Here is a 14,082-nt window from a genome sequence, read left to right as displayed (position 1 = left end):
CGAATGGCACAGATGAACATCTCCGTTCCGGACGGATTAAAAAATTGGGCTGACCAGCGGGTAGCCGATGGTCGTTATGCAAGCACCAGCGATTACATTCGCGATCTGGTGCGGCGGGATCAGGATGAGGCGGGAGAACTGGCTTGGCTACAGGCTGAAGTCGACAAGGGGCGAGCGTCTCCGATCGACCCGCGTACCCCTTCGCAGGTTATTCGAGACGTGGTGGCCGAATATCACGTGAAAGATGTTTGAAATTGAAATTCGGGCGGAAGCCAGTCTCGACATCGCGGACATTTACGCTTTCAGTATCGAGCGGTTCGGGCGCAAAGTTGCTCAGGATTATGTAGACGGTCTTGATGTGGCGCTGCTTCGGCTCGTGCAATATCCCGAGTCTGGGCCGGTGTTCGAAGGCGTAAAGCCTCGGCTTAGGGAGCTTATCTATCGTAGCCATCGTGTGCTATATGATTTCGACGGTCGAACAGTTGCGGTCATCCGTATTCTTCATTCCGCGATGAATGTGCCCGGTCGTTTGAGGAACCAACAAAGGTCTATAGAACCTTAACCCCTTCCGCGCTAACCTCGCCAGATGGCTATTGACCTCGCCGACTTTGAAAAGGGCGCCGATTACGACGGCGACTATGGCGACGACCTTAAGGCGCTGACCGAACGGTTGGCGCGAATACAGGCGGCGTATATCAACCATGGCAGGACTGCGATCATCGCTTTCGAGGGATGGGATGCGAGCGGTAAGGGCGGCGCGATCGCTCGGCTTACGGCGTCGTGGGATCCGCGCTGGTATGAGGTCTGGCCGATCGGTGCCCCGACCGCCGAGGAGCGCGAGCGGCACTTCCTGTGGCGGTTCTGGAAGGGGCTTCCGGCAAAGGGCGAAATCAACATCTTCGACCGGACCTGGTACGGACGCGTGCTGGTCGAACGGGTCGAGGGTTTTTGCACCGAGACCGAATGGAAGCGCGCCTATGACGAGATCAACGAGTTCGAGGCGCAGCAGAAGGACAACGGCGTCACGCTGATCAAACTGTTCATGCACATCACCCAGAAGGAGCAGGACCGCCGCTTCAAGGATCGGCTCGACTGTCACTGGAAACGCTGGAAAACCGGCAAGGACGATTATCGCAACCGGGCGCGGCGTGACGATTATCTAAAGGCCTATCACACGATGTTCGAGCGCACCGATACGCGCTGGGCTCCATGGAAAGTCGTTGACGCGAATGACAAGAAGTCTGCCCGGATCGCGGTAATGACCTATGTGGCGGACCGACTGGAGGCGGGGGTCGATATGAAGCCCGTCGATGCGGACCCCGAAGTACTGGCGCTGGCAAAGGCTGCGTTCGGGTAACCGATCGCGACGACTTCATATTCGACCTCGCCGCCGGGGAGTTGCACCCGTTTGAGGTCGCCGATTGCAGCCCCGCGAAGGGCGCGGGCGATGGGGGAGGACCAGCCGATCTGACCCGCGCTGGCATTGCTTTCGTCATCGCCGGTCAGTGTCAGGGTGCGTTGATTGTTTTCCGGATCAACAATAGTGACCGTCGCGCCGAACCAGATGCGGGTGCGGTTTTCTTGGTGCACTGGATCGATCACCTGCGCGGCCTTCATGCGACGGGCCAGAAAACCGGCGCGGCGATCGATGTCGCGCAGTTTCTGGCGGCCATAAATATAGTCGCCGTTTTCCGATCGGTCACCGTTCCCGGCGGCCCAGCTGACAATTTCGACGATGGCGGGGCGGTCGATGCTCATCAACTGGTGATATTCGGCCTGCATCGCGGCAAATCCAGCGGGCGTTATCGGGTTGCTGCGTTCGGTCAACCGGGGTTCGACTTGCCGAGATAGGTGGACAGCGGATTGCGCCTGGCAGAACCTGCGCGCGGGTTCAGCAGGTCATAAACCACAGCGTTTTCCAGGACCCGCTGGACATAGTCGCGGGTTTCCTTGAACGGAATGGCCTCGATCCATGCCAGCACGTCGGCCCCCGGCGCGCGCGGATCTCCGTTTGCCGCCAACCATTTGTTCACGTTCCCGGCACCGGCGTTATAGGCCGCGACCGACAGCACATAATTACCGCTGTAGCGATCCATCAGCCGCCCGAAATACCATGACCCGAGCGAGGCATTGAAGGTGGGGTCGTCGAGGCTGGCGGCATTATAGGCAACGCCGGTCTTGCCAGCGACATCGCGGGCCGTGCCGGGCATCAACTGCATCAGGCCGCGAGCGCCCGCCCGGCTGACGATCTTGCGGTCGAATTGGCTTTCCTGTCGGGCGATGGCGTGGATCATCGTCCAACTTGGCTGGTTCTCAGGCGTCACGGGCACGATGGGAAAGCCCGTGCGGACATAGTCACGCAGGCCGTTAATTCCCGCGCTGCGTCCCACCATCACGCCAAGGTCGGGGCGGTTGATGCGGACGGCCAGCTCGGATGCCAGCACATGATCCTTGTCGGTTTCTGCTGCGGCGGCAATGGCGCGGACGAACAGGCTCTGGCTGGCCCAGTCGCCGCTTGACCCGAGATAGCTGGCCGCGCGCACGATCTCGCGCCCGAAAAAAGCATCGCGCTCGTTGGCGGAAATTTCGATGGTGCGCGTGACGGGGGGGATGGTGAGTGCCGTGCCCAGCCGTTCGTTGGCAAGCTGACCATAGAATTGGTCGAAATAAGCGGCGGCGCGGCGGTAATAGCCATCGGCTTCGCTGCGACGTCCGGCGGCTTCGGCGGCGCGCCCGGCCCAGTAGATGCCTTTGACCTGCGTCTGCGGCGACCGCGCGGCCTGCGAATATTTGTCGAACAGCGCGATCGCATCGGCAGGACGGCCGAGGCGATTTAGCGCCGCGGTCCCCGCCAGCCACGTCAGATTGGTATAGTCGTCGCGCTCGCTCAACGGGCGGTCGCGGATCACGGTGCCTGCTGGGTAAGTGTCGTCGACCTGCCGCGCAATGTCGTAAGCGACCTGCCATGACCCGGCATCGGCCGCGCCCTTGGCAAAGCTGTAAAGCGTGTCGAGCCAGCGGTCGGGGTCGAGCGGCGTATAAGTCAGGCGGCGCGGCGCCGCGAGCAGCGCGCGGGCGGCAAACTCCTGCCCAGTTGCCCGCAGCCAGTTCGCCCGATCAGCGAGATAGCCGGCGTCGCCCCGCGCGCTGTCCGACGTCAGCGAGACTTTGGTAAATGCATCGGGCGTCCGGCCCTGCATCGCAATCCGCGCGTCGAAGATCGGCTGGCGGATGGGCGAGGACAGCGCCATCTGCCGCGACGCATTGGCCGTCGAGCGTGCCCATAGCAGCCGGTCGGTGCGCTGGTCCTGGTCCTGCTGTGTCAAGGCACCGGCGAAGCGCGCCAGCAACCGCTGTTCGTCGTCAAGCGACAATGGCCCGGTCGTCCAGGCCCGCCGCGCCATGTCGCGGGCCGCATCGCGCTGTCCGGTAGACTCCAGCGCCTCGGCATAGCGCAGGGCGGCAGAAGGGGACTGCGCCGGGTAACGCGCGAAATACGCGAGCACCTGCGACGGAGACACACTGTCAGGCCGCAACTGGCGCTCCGCTACCTTGCGAAGCGCTGCCTCTCCGGGCCAGCCGGGATGGCGCAGCAGGAAGTCGGCATAGGACGAAAACGGCAACGACTCCGACTGGCGGATCGCCATCCACTGCGCCAGCGCATCGGACAGGCCCGCGTTGCTCGGTGCAACGAACGAACGCGGCGGGGGCGGGGCCATCAAATCCTGTGCCGCCGCCGGAAAAGCCGCGAACAGCGCAATCGTCGAAACCATTCCTGTGGCAATTATCTTCGTCATGCTGGACATTCTGCCACACGCATCCTTATCAGGCGCTGAATACGGGTGCCGATAATAGGGCGCTTGCGAATACGGCTTCATGATCATCATGATTGCGCTTATGCCGCGTGGCCGCAGTTTGGTGAAGGATTAATGCGATGTTTTCCGGCTCGATTCCGGCACTGGTGACGCCTTTTCGTGACGGTAAGCTCGATGAGGCCGCCTTTCACGAATTCGTGGACTGGCAGATCGCCAGTGGCACCGACGCGCTCGTTCCCTGTGGCACGACCGGCGAAAGTGCCACCCTGTCCTACGAAGAACATTACCGCGTCATCGAACTGTGCATCGAAGTGGCGGCGGGTCGCGTGCCCGTCATCGCGGGCTGCGGGTCGAACGATACCGCCACTGCCGTCCGCCACATGGCCTTTGCCGCCAAGGCCGGCGCCGATGCCGCACTGGTCGTGGCCCCTTACTACAACCGCCCCAACCAGGACGGCATTTTTGCGCATTACGAACATCTGACGCAGCACAGCGACCTGCCGATCATCGTCTATAATGTTCCCGGGCGAACCGTCACCGACATCCTGCCCGAAACGATGGCGCGCCTCAGCGAACTGCCCACCGTCGTCGGCATCAAGGACGCCAGCGGCGTGCTGGGCCGTGTCACCGCGCAACGGCTGGGTTGTGGCGACCATTTTATCCAGCTGTCGGGCAATGACGAAACCGCACTCGCCTTTAACGCCAGCGGTGGTGTCGGCTGTATTTCGGTCACCGCCAACGTCGCACCTAGATTATGTGCCGAATTCCAGGCGGCCTGCGCAAGCGGCGACTGGAAATCCGCGCTTGCCATCAACGACCGGCTCTTTCCGCTTCATTCCGCGTTGTTCAGCGATGCATCGCCCGGTCCAGTCAAATACGCCCTCAGCAGGGTCTTCGGTAAAGTGAGTGCTGAACTGCGCCTGCCGATGACTCCCCCGTCGGAAGCATCGCGCCGTGCCGTCGACGCCGCGCTGGAGGCGGCCGGCCTGGTCTGATGGCACGGCCCCGTCATCCCGAATTCGACAAGGTGAAGACCGTCGCCGAAAACCGGCGCGCGCGGTATGACTATGCCATCGAAAGCACCGTCGAGGCGGGCATCATGCTGACCGGCACCGAGGTCAAGTCGCTGCGCTTTGGCGAGGGGTCGATCGCCGAAAGCTATGCCGAGGTGAAGAACGAGACCGTCTGGCTGGTGAATTCGACTATCCCCGAGTTCAGCCACGGCAACCGCGAAAACCACGAGCCGAAACGCCCGCGCAAATTGCTGTTGCACGAACGCGAGATCACCAAATTATACAACGCCGTCTCGCGCAAGGGGATGACGCTGGTCCCGCTGTCGATCTATTTCAACAGCCGGGGCCGGGCCAAGATCGAACTGGCGCTGGCCAAGGGTCGCCAGCATCAGGACAAGCGCGAGTACGAAAAGGAAAAGGACTGGAAACGCGATGCGGCGCGCATCCTTCGGGACAAGGGGTGACGACGCCCCCGCCGCCCTTTTTCGCGAGGGCCGGGACCTGGCTGCATGGCCATTTGCCGACTCGCGAGACGATCGCCGCCAATCGCTGGCTGGCCCCGTTCGCGCCCCATCTGCTCAATAACGGTCTGTGGCGGTTGAACCGGCGGTCGGTGCCGCGTGGCGTTGCGCTGGGCCTGTTCGCCGGGCTTGCCGTGCCCTTTGCCCACACGATCATCGCGGCTCTCCTCGCCATCCCGCTCCGTGCAAATGTGCTGATCGCGGCGGGCACGACGGTCGTGTCGAACCCTATTACATGGATCGTCATCTTTCCCCTTGAACGTTCGATCGGCCGGTTTCTGATCGGCTTGAACCACATCAACCCGGCCGTGCACGTCGCAGCGCAGGCGGGCAGTTCGGTCCACGGCTGGCTGAGTGTCGTCCTGAAGACGTCGGGCGAGATCGCGCTGGGCAGCGTCGTGCTCGCCATTGCCGCCGGCGTGGTCGGTTACGTTCTTGTCAGCCTAATCTGGCGGTTCCGGATGGCGCGCAAATGGCGGGGCCGGCACGATCGCGGCCCGATCATGGCTGGTGGGGCCGGGCCGAAGAATGGCTGACCGACGCCAATCGAAACGCAATCGCGCAGTCGGTGCCATCGTCGCCGCAGCCGCTATATTATCAGCGTGGGCTATCCTGCATGCGACGGGTTCTGCGGCAATCGCGGCGGGGTTCGGCGGCACGATCGTCTGCGCGGCGGCGCTGTTGCTGCTGTTCCGACAGCTTTATCCGCCCGCAGCCGATACAAACGCGCAGTCGGTCGACTGGTCGCTGGTGCGCGAGGCCGCCGAACAGGGCGGCACCGCTATCGCCATTACCGACCGGCAGGGGCGGCTGGTCTGCACCAACGACGCGCACGACCGGATGTTCGGGGGGCCGGCGGCACCGCCCGGCCTGCCCGTCGATGGCGCAGGCGTAAATGCGCTGACCGCCGCCGGACGTTCGGCATGGCGGGACGGCGATGCCCACGCAGCAGGCATCAGGCGCGACGGGCGGGTGCTCGATGTCGACATCGTCCGCGCCGGCGCCGCACAGGATTGCCTGATCTGGCGATTCAGCGCGGCTTCGGGCTCCGCTGCCCGGTTCGACCCGTCGGAGGTGATCGACGGCGTCTGGGGCGACCGCATGGGCGAAGCGGGAGTCATGCTGGCGCTGATCGGCAGCGAAGGCCGTGTCCGCGCTGCCAATCGCCCGATGATCAAGCGCGCCACCGGTCGCGTAGAGGCTCCGATCGCGGGGCGCGACCTGGCCAGCCTGTTGTCCTCAGACAGCCACGGACAGACGCGCTTCAAGCTGGAGGGACCGCTCGGCACCCCGCTGCGCCTGTTCACGATTCCGGTCGAGACCGAGGTCGAGAACGGGCCTCAACTGGTGGCTCTGATCGACGACGACAGCTTGCGGGCGGGGGAGGGTGCCGACGTGCCCCTGCAGAAACTGCTGGCAATGTTGCCTTTGGGTCTTGCGCTCGCCGACCGCGACGGGCGGTTCCTCTACATGAACCAGGCATTCGTGCGCGCTGCCAATGTCGCGGCGGGGTCCACCCCGGTCTATCCTGGCGACCTGGTCATTCGCGACGACAAGACCGCGGTTGCCGATGCCGTCCGCCGCTTTGCCTCGGGACAGTCGAGTTCGGGTGATTTGTCGGTCCGGCTGCGCGATCGCCCCGACGAGCCTGTCGCGCTGACGATGGCAGGTGCCCGCGGGCTGGGCGAGGCGGCCGTGCTGCTCAGCCTCAAGGACAATACCGAAGAATCGCGTCTCAAGCGCGAAGTTGCGCAGGCCACCAAGATGCAGGCGGTCGGCCAGCTGGCGGGCGGGGTGGCGCACGATTTCAATAATATCCTGACCGCGATCATCGGCCATTGCGACCTGATGCTGATGCGCCACACGCCGGGCGACAGCGACTACGACGACATCACCCAGATCCGCATCAATTCGAACCGTGCGGCGGGGCTGACGCGGCAATTGCTTGCTTTTTCGCGGCAACAGACGCTGCGTCCGCAAATCCTGCAACTGCCCGACGTCATCGCAGAGGTTTCGCATCTGCTCCAGCGGCTGCTGGGTGAAACGGTGACGCTTTCGGTCAATCATGGGCGGGCCCTGGGGTCGGTGCGCGCCGACCCGGGGCAGCTCGAACAGGTCATCGTCAACCTGGCGGTCAATGCGCGCGATGCCATGCCCAACGGCGGCACCGTGACGCTACAGACCTATGCCGTATCCGCAGCCGACGTCCGCAAGCTGGGCAGCGACATCATGCCGGTCGCTGACTACACGGCGCTGCGGCTGAGCGACGCTGGCACCGGCATCCCGCCTGAAATCCTGTCCAAGGTGTTCGAGCCGTTCTTTACCACCAAGGAGGTCGGCAAGGGCACTGGGCTGGGCCTGTCGACCGTCTATGGCATCGTCAAACAGTCGAATGGCTTTATCTTCGCCGATTCAAAGGAGGGGGTCGGCACCAGCTTCGTCATCTACCTGCCCGTTCACAAGGCCGAGGAATTGGCGCCGGTCGACGCACCGGTCAGGGTCGAAAAGCCCGCCGACCTGTGGGGGCATGGCACCGTCCTGGTGGTCGAGGACGAGGACATGGTGCGGACCGTCGCCGAACGCGCGCTGACCCGGCATGGCTATACCGTGCTGACGGCGTCGCATGGCGAGGAGGCGCTCGAGATACTGGGGCAGGGGACGCCGATCGACCTGCTGATTTCCGACGTCGTGATGCCGACAATGGACGGCCCGACCCTTGTCCGCCACGCCCGCGAACGCTTTCCGGATCTGCCCATCCTGTTCATGTCGGGATATGCCGAGGAACAGTTGCGCAAATCGATCCAGATTGACCGGGTTGCATTCCTGCCCAAGCCATTTTCAGTGAAGCAGCTGGCAGAGGCAGCGCGCGACGCGCTGGCGGGACGATCGGCGTCTGCCTCCTGATCGATTGGCACCAGTGAAATAAGTTCGTTCTACTCTTGTTCTTATGGAACAAACCGGATACGAAGCCAATCAGCGCGTTGACCGGATGCGCATAACGGCTACGAGGGAACGACGACATGGCAGCTCAGTTGAAAGTCATCGGCAGCGATATGGCATCCAAGACAGACAAAGCGGAAAAAGCAGAATCAAGCGACCGTGCGCGCGCGCTCGAGGCGGCATTGGCGCAGATCGACCGCGCTTTCGGCAAGGGTTCGGCGATGAAGCTGGGCAGCCGTGAAAAGATGGAGATCGAGGCGGTCTCGACGGGTTCGCTCGGACTCGACATCGCCCTTGGCATCGGTGGACTGCCACGCGGCCGGGTTATCGAAATTTTCGGGCCTGAGTCGTCGGGCAAGACCACCCTCGCCCTCCATGCCATTGCCGAGGCGCAAAAAATTGGTGGCACGGCGGCGTTCATCGACGCCGAACATGCGCTCGACCCATCCTATGCCAAGAAGCTTGGCGTCAATATCGACGAGCTGATCGTTTCGCAGCCGGACACCGGCGAACAGGCGCTTGAGATTTGCGACACTTTAGTCCGATCGAACGCGGTCGATGTGCTGGTAATCGATTCGGTCGCCGCACTTGTGCCGCGGGCCGAAATCGAGGGTGAGATGGGGGACAGTCATGTCGGCCTGCAAGCCCGCCTGATGAGCCAGGCGCTGCGCAAAATCACCGGGTCGATCAGCCGTTCACGGTGCACGGTCATCTTCATCAATCAGATCCGCATGAAGATCGGGGTGATGTACGGCTCGCCCGAGACGACGACCGGCGGCAATGCGCTGAAATTCTATGCCAGCGTTCGGCTCGACATCCGCCGCACCGGCCAGATCAAGGAGCGCGACGATATCGTCGGCAACACTACCCGGGTGAAAGTCGTCAAGAACAAAGTTGCGCCACCGTTCAAGCAGGTCGAATTCGACATCATGTATGGCGAGGGTATTTCAAAGACCGGCGAAATCCTCGATCTTGGCGTGAAAGCCGGAATCGTGGAAAAGTCGGGTTCCTGGTTCAGCTATGATTCGATCCGCATCGGGCAGGGTCGCGAGAATTCGAAGACTTACCTGAAGGACAATCCCGAAGTCGCCGACCGCCTCGAAAAGGCCATCCGCCAGCGCACCGACAAGGTTGCGGAGGAACTGATGGTTGGCCCCAGCGAGGACGACGATGCCGAATGAGCGATCAATGAGCAGGGTTCGCGTAACTTTCTTGCCGATCTAGAGCGAATCCTGCGACTCTAGTGTCAGTGTTTCCCAGTGCGTCCGCCTTCCCAAGTGCAGCGGTCTTCCCTACATCGCTGTCCATGACATCGACCAACGACATTCGCCGCTCGTTCCTCGACTATTTCGCAGGGGAAGGTCATGAGCGCGTCAATTCAGCGCCGCTCGTGCCGCACAACGATCCGACGTTGATGTTCGTCAACGCCGGGATGGTCCCTTTCAAGAATGTCTTCACCGGCCTCGAAAACCGGAACTACACGACCGCGACGTCCAGCCAGAAATGCGTTCGGGCGGGCGGCAAGCACAATGATCTCGACAATGTCGGTTATACCGCCCGACATCACACCTTTTTTGAAATGCTCGGCAATTTTTCGTTCGGCGACTATTTCAAGGAACGCGCGATCGCCCTCGCCTGGGGGTTGCTGACCAAGGACTGGGGCCTTGCCCCCGACCGCCTTACCGTTACCGTCTATCACACCGACGATGAGGCTTTCGACCTTTGGAAAAAGATCGCGGGCCTGCCCGATCACCGCATTATCCGCATCGCAACTTCGGATAATTTCTGGGCGATGGGCGACAGCGGTCCCTGTGGGCCGTGCTCCGAAATCTTCTACGACCATGGCGACCATATTGCCGGTGGTCCGCCCGGCAGCCCCGATGAAGACGGCGATCGCTTCGTGGAAATCTGGAACCTGGTGTTCATGCAGTACGAACAGGTTGCCGGCGGTCCGCGCCTCGACTTGCCGAAACCCTCGATCGACACCGGCATGGGCCTCGAACGGATCGCCGCCGTCATGCAGGGCGTCCACGATAATTATGACACCGACACGTTCCGCGCGTTGATCGCCGAATCGGGTAATCTCACCCGGACCGCTATCACCGGCGACACCCAGTCGTCGCACCGCATCATCGCCGACCACCTCCGCGCCTCCAGCTTCCTGATCGGCGATGGCGTCCTGCCCGCCAGTGAAGGCCGCGGCTACGTCCTGCGCCGCATCATGCGCCGCGCCATGCGCCATGCTCAGTTGCTTGGCGCGGCAGAGCCGCTGATGTCCCGGCTGGTCCCATCGCTCGTCGCCGAAATGGGCAGCGCCTATCCTGAACTGGTCCGCGCGCAGCCGCTCATTCAAGCGACGCTGCTCCAAGAGGAGACCCGTTTTCGCCAGACGCTCAATAACGGGTTGAAGCTGCTCGACGATGCCACCGCAACGCTGGGGCAGGGTGACACGCTCCCCGGCGAAACCGCCTTCAAGCTCTATGACACCTATGGTTTCCCCTATGACCTGACCGAGGACGCCTTGCGCGGTCGCAGTATCGGCGTCGACAAGGCCGGGTTCGACGAAGCCATGGGCCGCCAGAAAGCCGCCGCGCGCGCCGCCTGGAAAGGGTCGGGCGACGCCGCCTCTGCCGACATCTGGTTCGACATTGCCGACACGCTCGGCGGGACGGAATTCACCGGATATTCCAGCGAGACCGGCGACGGCCAGGTTGTTGCCATTATCAGGGACGGCGCGAAGATTGAAACGGCAAACCCCGGGGACAGCGTTATCATCCTGACCAACCAGACACCCTTCTACGGTGAAAGCGGCGGGCAGGCGGGCGACGCGGGGACGATCACCAGCGATGAAGGCATGTCCGCGCGGGTCACCGACACCGGCAAGCAACTCGGTCGCCTCCATACCCACCACACGATGATCGACAGCGGCACGATCAAGGTTGGCGATACCATCCATATGCGCATCGACGTCCAGCGCCGCGACCAGTTGCGCGCCAACCACAGCGCGACCCATCTACTCCACGCCGCGCTCCGCCACAGGCTCGGGGGCCATGTCTCGCAAAAGGGCAGCCTGGTTGCCGCCGATCGCCTGCGCTTCGACTTCTCGCATTCGACCGCGCTGTCGAGCGACGACATTGCCGTCATCGAACGCGAAGTGAACGCGCGCATCCGGGATAACGGAGCGGTCACGACGCGCCTGATGACCCCCGACGATGCCGTTGCTGCCGGCGCGCTGGCGCTGTTCGGCGAAAAATATGGTGAGGAGGTCCGCGTCCTGTCAATGGGGACGCGCGAGGACGGTCATTACTCGGTCGAGCTTTGCGGCGGAACGCATGTCGATGCGACCGGCGATATTGCGCTATTCAAGATTGTTTCGGAAAGCGCGGTCTCATCGGGTATCCGCCGGATCGAGGCATTTACCGGAGAGGCCGCGCGGCTATGGCTGACCGCGCGTGAGGATCGCCTGAAGGAAGTCGCGTCCGCGCTCAAAGCGGCTCCCGACGATGTCCCCGCCCGTGTCGCAGCTCTGATCGACGCCCACCGCAAGTTGGAAAAAGAACTTGCCGAAGCCCGAAAGGCCTTGGCGCTGGGAGGTGGCGGTACCGTCAGCACCGCGACCGCACCGGACAAGATCGGCGACCTGGAAGTCCTGACCCAGGTTTTCGAGGGGCTGGACGGCAAGCAGTTGAAATCGCTTGCAGACGAAAAACGCGCGCTGATCACATCGGGCTTCGTATTTCTGGTGGCCAGCAATCCAGCCGCAAACACCTATGTCGCGTCTGTCACCCCTGACGTGAGCGACCGGCTCAGCGCTGTTCAGATCGTCCAAACGGGAGTCCTTGCAGGCGGCGGCAAGGGTGGCGGCGGGCGCCCGGACATGGCCCAGGGCGGCGGGCCAGGGGGGCAGGAAGCGGCCGCGCTCGCCATTCAGGCCGCTCGTGCGCTCGCCGAGACAATGACCGTTTCAGCATGATCGGGCGCGCAGGCTACCCAGCCGTGGCAGCACATCGAGATGACCCGAATCCTTGATCTGGGCGCGTAGTTCATCGCGCTTTTCGTGGATTGACGCGATCACCGGACCCATAGCAACACCCAGGTCGACCAGCACCGCTTCGGACAATTGCAGCGAGCTCTCAAGCGTTTCCGGGACGGCATCGGTGCACCCGGCCCGATAAAGCTCGCCCGCATGTTCGGGATCGCGCGCGCGGGCGACGATGGTGAGGTCGGGATGCGCCTTGCTAAGCCGACGTACGAGCCGCACCGCCTGAACGGGATCATCCATCGTCATCACCAGCGCTGACGCGCTTTCTATGCCGAGCGCCTCCAGCACGCCTTCGCGACCGGCGTCGCCAAAGCGGACCTGCTTGCCAGCACGCCGTGCGGTCGTAATAATGTCGACATCGGCCTCCACGGCGAGCCATGGCAAATTGTGCCTGTCGAGCATCGCGGCGACCATTTCACCCACGCGGCCATAGCCGATGATGATCGTTCCCGACGCTGCCACTGGCTCTGCGCTCGCGGCGGGCACGTCACGCCATTCGGTGCGCCGTGCGAATTCATGCCCGCCCCATGCCAGCAGTGGCGTGATCGTCAGTCCGATTGCTGTCACAACCTGCCAGAAAGCGGCGGCATCGGGGGCGATCAACCCCGCCGTGGCCGCTGCACCGAGCACGATCAGCGTGGTCTCAGAGGGGCTGGCCATCAGGACGCCGGTTTCGACCGCGACCCCGCCCCGGACTCCACCGACCCGCAGGGCCAGCGTTGTCACAACTGCCTTGATAACCACCACGCCCGTAATCGCCGCCAGCAGCGCGGGCCACCGGGCCAGTACCATCGGCAGGTTCAGACTCATCCCGACCGTGATCAGAAAAATACCGAGCGCCAGCCCACGGAACGGCGCTACGACCGATTCGACTTCATGCGCATAATCGGTTTCGGCGATCAACAATCCCGCAACCAATGCGCCGACGATGGGGGAAAGTCCGACCGATACGGTCGCGACGCTGGCCAAAATGACGACCAGCAGACTAGCCGACAGGAATAATTCGGGGGTCTTGGTGCGGGCCGCCTGCGCAAACAGGCGGGACAGGACAAAGGGTCCAGCGATCAGCATTGCGCCAACGGTCGCGCCACCACCGATCAACAGCCGCATTACACCATCGAAGCCCGCCGCCGACCCTCCCAGTGCGCCGAGCGTGAAGACGATCGGAACCAGCGCGAGATCCTGGAACAACAGCATTGCAAAGGCCAGCTTGCCGACCGCGCTGGTGGTGCCCGCCATCGGCAGGACCAGCGCCGTCGATGACAGCGCGAGCGCAACACCGAGACCCAATGCCGCATCACCTGGCTCTCGCGTTATCAACAATATGCAGGCAATCAGGGTGGCCGACCCGATCAACTGGGTGGCACCAAAGCCGATGACACGCCTTCGCATTAGCCACAGCCTGCGAAAGGACAGTTCCAACCCAATGGAAAATAGCAACAATATGATACCGAGTTCGGCAAAGGGCTCTACCGCATGCGGATCGGTAATCGAGAAATAGAACAGCCAGGGAAAACGACCGTCTAGAGCACCGAGGCCAAAGGGGCCAACCAGTATCCCAACCAGAATGAACCCTATGATCGGCGTTATTCGGAACCTGGCGAAGGCCGGAATGACAATTCCCGCCGCGCCCAGGATTACGAGGGCGTCGCTCGCGGCGGCGGAAAGGGTTCCGGTGCTCATGCCCTAACCTAGCGCGACTTTTGCGATCACGGCAGGGCAGGTAGAGAAATATATCGCGATGCAATACA

The 14,082-nt window shown here is 62.8% G+C and carries 11 protein-coding genes and 1 pseudogene; 9 read left to right on the top strand and 3 right to left on the bottom strand.

Annotated features, from left to right (window positions below):
• The first annotated feature begins 12 nt into the window (after positions 1-12).
• The 3 genes from Q0R02_RS00605 to Q0R02_RS00595 are packed head-to-tail and all read left to right on the top strand — an operon-like array spanning position 13 to position 1,357.
• Complete coding sequence (locus Q0R02_RS00605; protein WP_293879897.1) at positions 13-252, top strand: type II toxin-antitoxin system ParD family antitoxin; 240 nt, start codon at positions 13-15, stop codon at positions 250-252.
• Positions 245-562: a type II toxin-antitoxin system RelE/ParE family toxin gene (locus Q0R02_RS00600; RefSeq protein ID WP_293879895.1), complete on the top strand. Its 318-nt coding sequence runs from the start codon at positions 245-247 to the stop codon at positions 560-562. The genes Q0R02_RS00605 and Q0R02_RS00600 overlap by 8 nt, the downstream gene beginning before the upstream one ends.
• Positions 563-586: 24 nt before the next feature.
• Positions 587-1,357, top strand: a complete 771-nt coding sequence (locus Q0R02_RS00595; protein ID WP_293879893.1) for a polyphosphate kinase — start codon at positions 587-589, stop codon at positions 1,355-1,357.
• Here the strand turns inward: Q0R02_RS00595 and Q0R02_RS00590 are convergent.
• Positions 1,351-1,827: pseudogene (locus tag Q0R02_RS00590) on the bottom strand (GreA/GreB family elongation factor); the annotation flags it as partial. The gene Q0R02_RS00595 and the pseudogene Q0R02_RS00590 sit on opposite strands and share 7 nt — an antisense overlap.
• Positions 1,824-3,797: a lytic transglycosylase domain-containing protein gene (locus Q0R02_RS00585; RefSeq protein ID WP_293879891.1), complete on the bottom strand. Its 1,974-nt coding sequence runs from the start codon at positions 3,795-3,797 to the stop codon at positions 1,824-1,826. The gene Q0R02_RS00585 and the pseudogene Q0R02_RS00590, both read right to left, overlap by 4 nt.
• Before the next feature lie 137 nt (positions 3,798-3,934).
• Between Q0R02_RS00585 and dapA the strand changes: the two genes are divergently transcribed.
• From dapA to alaS, 6 genes are all read left to right on the top strand, one after another.
• Positions 3,935-4,810: a 4-hydroxy-tetrahydrodipicolinate synthase gene (gene dapA / locus Q0R02_RS00580; RefSeq protein WP_293879889.1), complete on the top strand. Its 876-nt coding sequence runs from the start codon at positions 3,935-3,937 to the stop codon at positions 4,808-4,810.
• Positions 4,810-5,292 carry an SsrA-binding protein SmpB gene (gene smpB / locus Q0R02_RS00575; protein ID WP_293879887.1) on the top strand — a complete coding sequence of 161 codons (483 nt, stop codon included), beginning with the start codon at positions 4,810-4,812 and terminating at the stop codon, positions 5,290-5,292. Before dapA ends, smpB begins: the two co-directional genes overlap by 1 nt.
• Positions 5,289-5,885 (top strand): DUF2062 domain-containing protein, encoded by a 597-nt coding sequence (locus Q0R02_RS00570; protein WP_293879885.1) that lies wholly within the window; start codon positions 5,289-5,291, stop codon positions 5,883-5,885. Before smpB ends, Q0R02_RS00570 begins: the two co-directional genes overlap by 4 nt.
• Positions 5,878-8,253 carry a response regulator gene (locus tag Q0R02_RS00565; protein WP_293879883.1) on the top strand — a complete coding sequence of 792 codons (2,376 nt, stop codon included), beginning with the start codon at positions 5,878-5,880 and terminating at the stop codon, positions 8,251-8,253. The genes Q0R02_RS00570 and Q0R02_RS00565 overlap by 8 nt, the downstream gene beginning before the upstream one ends.
• 116 nt (positions 8,254-8,369) lie before the next feature.
• Positions 8,370-9,470: a recombinase RecA gene (recA, locus tag Q0R02_RS00560; RefSeq protein WP_293879881.1), complete on the top strand. Its 1,101-nt coding sequence runs from the start codon at positions 8,370-8,372 to the stop codon at positions 9,468-9,470.
• Between the two features lie 125 nt (positions 9,471-9,595).
• Entirely contained in the window at positions 9,596-12,262 is a 2,667-nt protein-coding gene (gene alaS, locus Q0R02_RS00555; RefSeq protein ID WP_293879879.1) for an alanine--tRNA ligase, read from the top strand.
• On the opposite strand, the gene Q0R02_RS00550 is transcribed toward alaS, so the two are convergent.
• Positions 12,254-14,014, bottom strand: a complete 1,761-nt coding sequence (locus Q0R02_RS00550) for a cation:proton antiporter (RefSeq protein ID WP_293879877.1) — start codon at positions 14,012-14,014, stop codon at positions 12,254-12,256. The genes alaS and Q0R02_RS00550 overlap by 9 nt on opposite strands.
• Positions 14,015-14,082 lie beyond the last annotated feature (68 nt).

Origin of the sequence: Sphingomonas sp. (assembly GCF_025353885.1) — a bacterium.
Classification (GTDB): domain Bacteria; phylum Pseudomonadota; class Alphaproteobacteria; order Sphingomonadales; family Sphingomonadaceae; genus Sphingomonas_O.
Note: the sequence above shows the minus strand (reverse complement) of the source record. Positions and strands in the feature narration are given on the sequence as shown.